This is a genomic window from Terriglobales bacterium, assembly GCA_035454605.1.
Classification (GTDB): Bacteria; Acidobacteriota; Terriglobia; order Terriglobales; family Acidobacteriaceae; genus DATMAB01.
The window spans coordinates 1-5,958 of sequence record DATIGQ010000141.1; the positions used below are offsets into that span (position 1 = coordinate 1).

The following is a 5,958-nucleotide window of genomic DNA, read 5'->3' on the forward strand; positions in this document are numbered from 1 at the left end:
GACGAATTCTCGCGCAGGACCACGCAACGCCGCGACTCCACCGGAACCGAATCCCCCAGCCGTGTCACCGAGACGCGCAGCCAGGACGGCAAGACCCGCACGCAGGTCATCGAGTCACCGGACATCGAGGGCCGCTACCGGCCTCTGCTCGAACGCGAGGAAGAGACCATTCAGGTGGATGCGCAGACCACGCGCGTGGTGGTGAAGGAGTATGGCCGCAACCCCGACGGCAGCCGCTCTCTGCTCCGCAGCAGCGAGGCGGAGACGCGCACCCTGCCCGGCGGTGTGGAGCGGACCACCCGCAGCACCTCCCGCCCTGACGTGAACGGCCGCCTGCAAGCGGTCGAGCGGACCGTGGAGGTATCCACGGAGACGGGCCCGGACACGCGCGAAGTGAAGAAAACGGTCTTGATGCCCGACGTGAACGGCGCCTTCTCGGCCGTCGAGCGCGTCCACCAGGTGGAGCGCAAGGAGGGCGGCATCACCGAGGTGACCGCCACCCACTCCCGCCCCGACGCCGGCGGACGCTGGGGAACCTATGAGGTGCGAAAGCAGACCATGGAGGAAACCGGCGAAGGCGGCAAGCTGTCGGACGAGCGCGTTTTCCGGCGCGACCTCAACGATCGCGAGTCTCTGCACGAACGCACCGTGACCCGCACGTCGAAAGACGCGTTTGGCGACGAGCGCACCGTGCAGGAGACGTTTTCCCGCGCGAACAGCGGCGCCAACGTGGCCGAAGGCAGCCGTCCACCCCTCACCCAGCGCGCCATGACCGTCACCACCACCCAGCCCGACGGCTCGCAACGAGTGGTTGAGAGCGTGGCCCAGAGCGATCCGGCCAATCCCGGAAGCCTGCACACCACGGGACAATCCTTGCAGATTTCAACTGCCGACGCCGCTGGCAAGCAGTCGCACCGCACAGTGAGGATGGACGACGCCAACGGCGGGCTGAAAGACACCGTGGTTGTGGATTTCGCAGAAAAGAAATAAGCCGTCGCTGGTACAACTACGGCGCGAGCCAACCTCCATCACACCACGAAGTACTTCGCGTCGGGATGGTGCACCACGATGGCCGAAGTGCTTTGCTCCGGTTCGAGTTGGAACCCCGACGTCAACCGCACGCCGATCGTGTGCTCTGGGTCGAGCAGTTCGAAGATCTTGGTCTGGTCCTCCAGGTTTGGACACGCCGGATAGCCGAACGAGTAGCGCGAGCCACGATACTTCTGGTGAAACAGGTCCGTGATGCGCTCGGCGTCGTCTTTCCCGATGCCCAGTTCTGCCCGCATCTGCTTGTGCAGCAGTTCCGCCAGCGCCTCGGCCGTCTCCACGCTCAGCCCGTGCAGGTAGAGATAGCGGGTGTACTCGCCGTGTTCGAACAGCCGATGCGATTCTTCTGACGCCCGCGCGCCCATGGTGACAACCGACACGCCGACCACGTCCATCCGGCCGGAATCTTCGGCGGCAAAAAAGTCGGCGATCGAGAGCCGACGGCCTTCTTTCTGACGCGGAAACGTGAAGCGCAGCAGTTCCCGGCGACTGCCATCCTCCGGCTGGTACAGGATCACGTCATTCCCGCTGCTCTGGCACGGGAACCAGCCATACACCGCCTTGGGCTCGAACCAGCCCGCGGCCGTCACTTCCTGCTTCAGCCCTTCCAGGATAGGCCGGAACCTGGCCTTCACCAGCTCCTGATAGTCGGACGCGGACGCGGTCTTGAGCTGCCACTGGTTCTTGAACAACGCGGTCTCGTTGATATAGCGGAAGACTTCGGTGAGCTCGAAGTCCTTCTTTACCCGCACGCCATAGAACTCCGCCTTAGGTATCTCGACGTCGGTGCGCACTACGCGCGAGCGTTCCGCCGGCGCTTCGGCAACGGCTGCCGTGGCGCGCGCCAACTCCTTGCGAGTGCGCCCCTCAGAAAGACGCGCCTGGCGTAAATCCTCGCTGGCCGTGAGGTCGTCCATCAGGCGCAGTCCGCCGAAGGCATCCTCGCCGTAGAACACGCCGTTCGAGTACTCGCGGCGCAGATCGTCCTCCACGTACTTGCGGGTCAGCGCCGCTCCCCCGCAGATCACCGGAAAGGCCAGCTTCTGCCGCTCCAGGTCTTCCAGCACGTACTTCATCTCCACCGTGGATTTCACCAGCAGCCCGCTCAGGCCGATGGCGTCCGCCCGGTGCTCGAGGGCCGCCGCGATGATCGAGTCCGCCGGCTGCTTGATTCCCAGGTTCACCACTCGGTAGCCGTTGTTCGTCAGGATGATGTCCACCAGGTTCTTGCCGATGTCGTGGACATCGCCCTTCACCGTGGCCAGCACGATGGTTCCCTTTTGCGAGCCGGCCGCGCGCTCCATCTTCGGCTCCAGATACGCCACCGCCTGCTTCATCACCGAAGCCGAATCCAGCACCGAAGGCAGTTGCATCTTGCGTGCGCCGAACAGGTCGCCCACGGTGCGCATGGCATCCAGCAGGACGTTGTTGATCAGGTCCAGCGGCGTGTAGCTGACCAGCGCCTCCTCCAGCACCTGCTCCAGCGCCTGCCGCGCCGCCCCCTCCCCGATTGCCTTCTCGCCATTGATGATGCAGTGCTTCAGCCGGTCTTCCACCGCCAGGTGCACCACATCCACGGCTGCGGCTTCCAGCTTTTTGTCGCTCTTCGCGAAGTGGGCCAGGTAATTGGCCAGCGGATCCCCGGCCGACGTGTCGTAATGAATCAGCTTCCTGGCAAGCTCAACTTCTGCTTCGGGGATCTTGTACAACGGATAGATTTTCGGGTAGTTCACGATGGCGATATCCAGGCCGTGGTTCACCGCCTCGTGCATGAACACGCTGTTCAGCACCCGCCGCGCGTACACATCCAGCCCGAACGAAATGTTGCTCACGCCCAGGATGGTGGTCACCTCCGGCAGCTCGTGCTTGATGCGCCGCACCGCCTCCAGCGTCTCCCGCCCCGCGGTCCGGTACTCCTCTTGTCCGGTGGAAATAGGCAGCGTCAGCGCGTCGAACACCAGGTCCACCGGCCGGATGCCGTACTTCCCTGTCGCCAGCTCGAAGATGCGCCGCGCGATGGCGGTCTTCTTCTCCGCCGTCAGCGCCATGCCCTCCTCGTCGATGGTCAGCGCGATCACCGCCGCGCCATAGCGCTTGGCCATGGGCAGCACCCGCGAAGTCCGCTTTTCACCGTCCTCCAGGTTGATGGAGTTGATGAGCGCCTTCCCGGGAATGCGTTTCAGCGCCTGCTCGACCACTTCGGCCTCGGTCGAGTCTACGAGCACCGGCGCCGGCACCCGCGTGGCGATCTTCTCCAGCACCTGCGTCATGTAGCCCTTCTCGTCCTCGCCCACGATGGCGCAGCACAGGTCGAGCATGTGCGAACCCTCGGCTACCAGCTTCTTCGCCAGTGCCAGAATCTCGTCGTATTGCCCGCCGCGGACCAGGTTGCGGAACTTCTCCACCCGCGTGGTGGTATTCATCTCCTCGGCCACGATCAGCGGCTTGGGCTCCAGATCCAGCGGGACCGACGCGTACGCGCTCGAGGCCGCCGCCACCGCGCGCACCTCACGCTTCGCCGGCTCCAGGTTCGCCACCGCCTCCGCCACCGCCTTGATGTGCCGCGGCGTGGTCCCGCAGCAACCACCGACGATGCGCACACCGTATTCCTTGACGAACAGCGTGTGGAACTCCGCCAGCTCTTCCGGCGTGAGCGAATATACGGCTTTCCCGCCCACGTTCTGCGGCAGGCCGGCATTGGGCAGCACGGAAACCTGCCGCGTGGAGTTGTGGCACAGGTAGCGCACCGCGTCGTTCATCTCGCGCGGCCCGGTGGCGCAGTTCATCCCGATCACGTCCGCGTCAAAGGGCTCCAGCGCCGTGAGTGCCGCTCCGATCTCCGTCCCCAGCAGCATCGTGCCCGTCGCTTCCAGCGTCACCTGCACCGTAACGGGCAGGCGTTTCCCTGCGTCACGCATGGCGTCGAACACGCCCGCCAGCGCAGCCTTGGCCTGCAACAGGTCCTGCGAGGTCTCGATCAGCAGCACGTCCACCCCGCCCTCGATCAGCCCCAGAGCCTGCTCGGTGTAGCCAGCCGCCATCTCGTCAAAGCCGATGTGTCCCAGCGACGGCAGCTTCGTGGTCGGCCCCATCGACCCCGCCACGAACCGCGGCTTCCCGTTGGCGGAGAAGTCCCGGGCTACTTCTTTCGCAATTTGCGCCGCCGCGCGGTTGATCTCCCGTGTCTTGTCCTCCAGTTGGTACTCCGCCAGCACGATGCGCGTCGCCCCGAACGTGTCGGTTTCGACCACGTCGGCTCCGGCGGTGAAATACGCCGCGTGGATGTCCCGGATGACGTCCGGGCGGCTCAGCACCAGCAGCTCGTTACAGCCCTCCTTGCCCTGGAAATCGTCGGCAGTGAGCGCCCGCTCCTGGATCTGCGTGCCCATGGCCCCGTCATAAATCACCACGCGCTCGCGTACGGTTTGGAGAAAATCAGCCATCAAATCATCTGTGAACTGCGAACTGTGAACTTACAAGCAAACCGCACGCCTACAGGTACCTTACTGCCGCAGCGTTCGCCGGGAAGCGGAGAAGATTCGCACCAGCTCGTTGGCCTCCCGCGTAATGTTCCCCATTCTCTTGGCTGGGACGATACCGCTTTCCGCCAGAAGCTCCAGCCAGTACACAGTCTCATCCGCTTCTTCGAGCACGACACCCAGCTTTGCCATGAACTCTGCCCGCGAGCGCCCGCGTCCCGCCGACCGATGGTTCGCCCCAATCGAAGTGCCGGAGCGCAGTAACTGCCGTCCGATCACGCGCGCTTCATCCGTCTTCGGCAGGCTGCGAACCAGCCGGATGATTCGCAGCGCAAAGGCTTTGGTTCGCTGCCTCAGTGCTTCAGGATTCTCGCTCATAGTTCGCAGTTCACAGTTCGTAGTTCCCAAAACAAATGCCGCCCACACATCAGGGCGGCTACTCTCGAGACCTTTCTTTCGGAGTTCCCTCCGCACATCGAGCGCTGTCTGCGCTCCAGGCACCTTGGCAGTCTCGGGCCAGGTTGCCGGACCCGCCGTGGCGGATCGCTCCCTGATGCTGTTCAAGAAGTTAACACCCGGCGCAGCGCCCCGGCAAGCCGTCCGCCGTCGAACGGCAAAGAATGAGGCTCGAAGTGCGCTTAGGAAGGCTCGGCTTTCTCCGCCAGCGCCGGCATGGGCGCCAGCATCTGTTCCTTGCGATAGACCAGCGTGGAAGCGTCGAAGCTGGCGACCTCGAAGCCGTGGCCGTGGGTGATGGCGTCCGTCGGGCAGGCCTCCACGCAGTAGCCGCAAAAGATGCAGCGGTTGTAATCGATGTTGTACACCGCGGCGTAACGCTCGGCGCCCGAGATGCGGCGCTCGGCGGTATTTTCCGCCGCCTCGATGTAGATGCAGTTCGAAGGACACGCCGCCGCGCACAGAAAACAGGCCACGCACTTCTCCAGGCCGTTTTCATCGCGCTGCAGGACGTGCACCCCGCGGTAACGCTCCTGGAACACCGCCCCCTTCAGCGGCCCCGGGCCGTCCGGGTAGTTCTCCACCACCGTGGGCTGGAACATCTCCTTGAGCGTCACCGACATGCCCTTGGCGATCCCCGCAATGTCCTTGATCACCGCCATGCCTGTCAGTATAACCGCCCGCTCCTCCAACGCAGAACAACTGGTGCCCCATGTCTGCGCCATGCTTTTCGGCGCAGACGTGGGGACTGACCACTAGCCACTGTTTTCCTGTCAATGTGTCAAAACCACCACCTTCTCGCTAACTCGTTCATGCGTATGCGGAAAGACTTTGGAGAAAAATGCGCCTTTTCCCCCTGCAAACTTGTTATTCTATATTTATAGAGTCAGAAAGACGATTTTCTCCCCAGGCTTCCGCAATCCCACGCTTCAGCCCCTGAGGTAGGGGTCCCAGTTCACAGTTCAGAGCTCGCGGT

Annotated in this window: 4 protein-coding genes and 1 riboswitch; of the genes, 1 reads left to right on the plus strand and 3 read right to left on the minus strand. The window is 63.7% G+C overall.

Going from position 1 to position 5,958, the window contains the following annotated elements; all coding sequences use genetic code 11:
- The coding region (locus VLE48_10270; protein HSA93385.1) for a hypothetical protein at positions 1 to 990 on the plus strand (990 nt) is incomplete at its 5' end.
- Positions 991 to 1,028: 38 nt separating this feature from the next.
- Here VLE48_10270 and metH read toward each other — a convergent pair.
- The 3 genes from metH to nuoI form a co-directional block, all read right to left on the minus strand.
- Complete coding sequence (gene metH / locus VLE48_10275) at positions 1,029 to 4,490, minus strand: methionine synthase (GenBank protein HSA93386.1); 3,462 nt, start codon at positions 4,488 to 4,490, stop codon at positions 1,029 to 1,031.
- Positions 4,491 to 4,550: 60 nt separating this feature from the next.
- Positions 4,551 to 4,904, minus strand: a complete 354-nt coding sequence (locus VLE48_10280; GenBank protein ID HSA93387.1) for a four helix bundle protein — start codon at positions 4,902 to 4,904, stop codon at positions 4,551 to 4,553.
- A 63-nt stretch (positions 4,905 to 4,967) separates the two neighbouring features.
- Positions 4,968 to 5,088: riboswitch (SAM-I-IV-variant riboswitch) on the minus strand.
- A gap of 76 nt (positions 5,089 to 5,164) precedes the next feature.
- Entirely contained in the window at positions 5,165 to 5,644 is a 480-nt protein-coding gene (gene nuoI / locus VLE48_10285) for an NADH-quinone oxidoreductase subunit NuoI (GenBank protein HSA93388.1), read from the minus strand.
- Between the last annotated feature and the right edge of the window lie 314 nt (positions 5,645 to 5,958).

What these genes read in the sequence shown, in the direction of transcription:
- metH (HSA93386.1), bottom strand. Translation starts at nt 4,490, where the DNA reads ATGGCTGATTTTCTCCAAACCGTACGCGAGCGCGTGGTGATTTATGAC.
- VLE48_10280 (HSA93387.1), bottom strand. Translation starts at nt 4,904, where the DNA reads ATGAGCGAGAATCCTGAAGCACTGAGGCAGCGAACCAAAGCCTTTGCG.
- nuoI (HSA93388.1), bottom strand. Translation starts at nt 5,644, where the DNA reads ATGGCGGTGATCAAGGACATTGCGGGGATCGCCAAGGGCATGTCGGTG.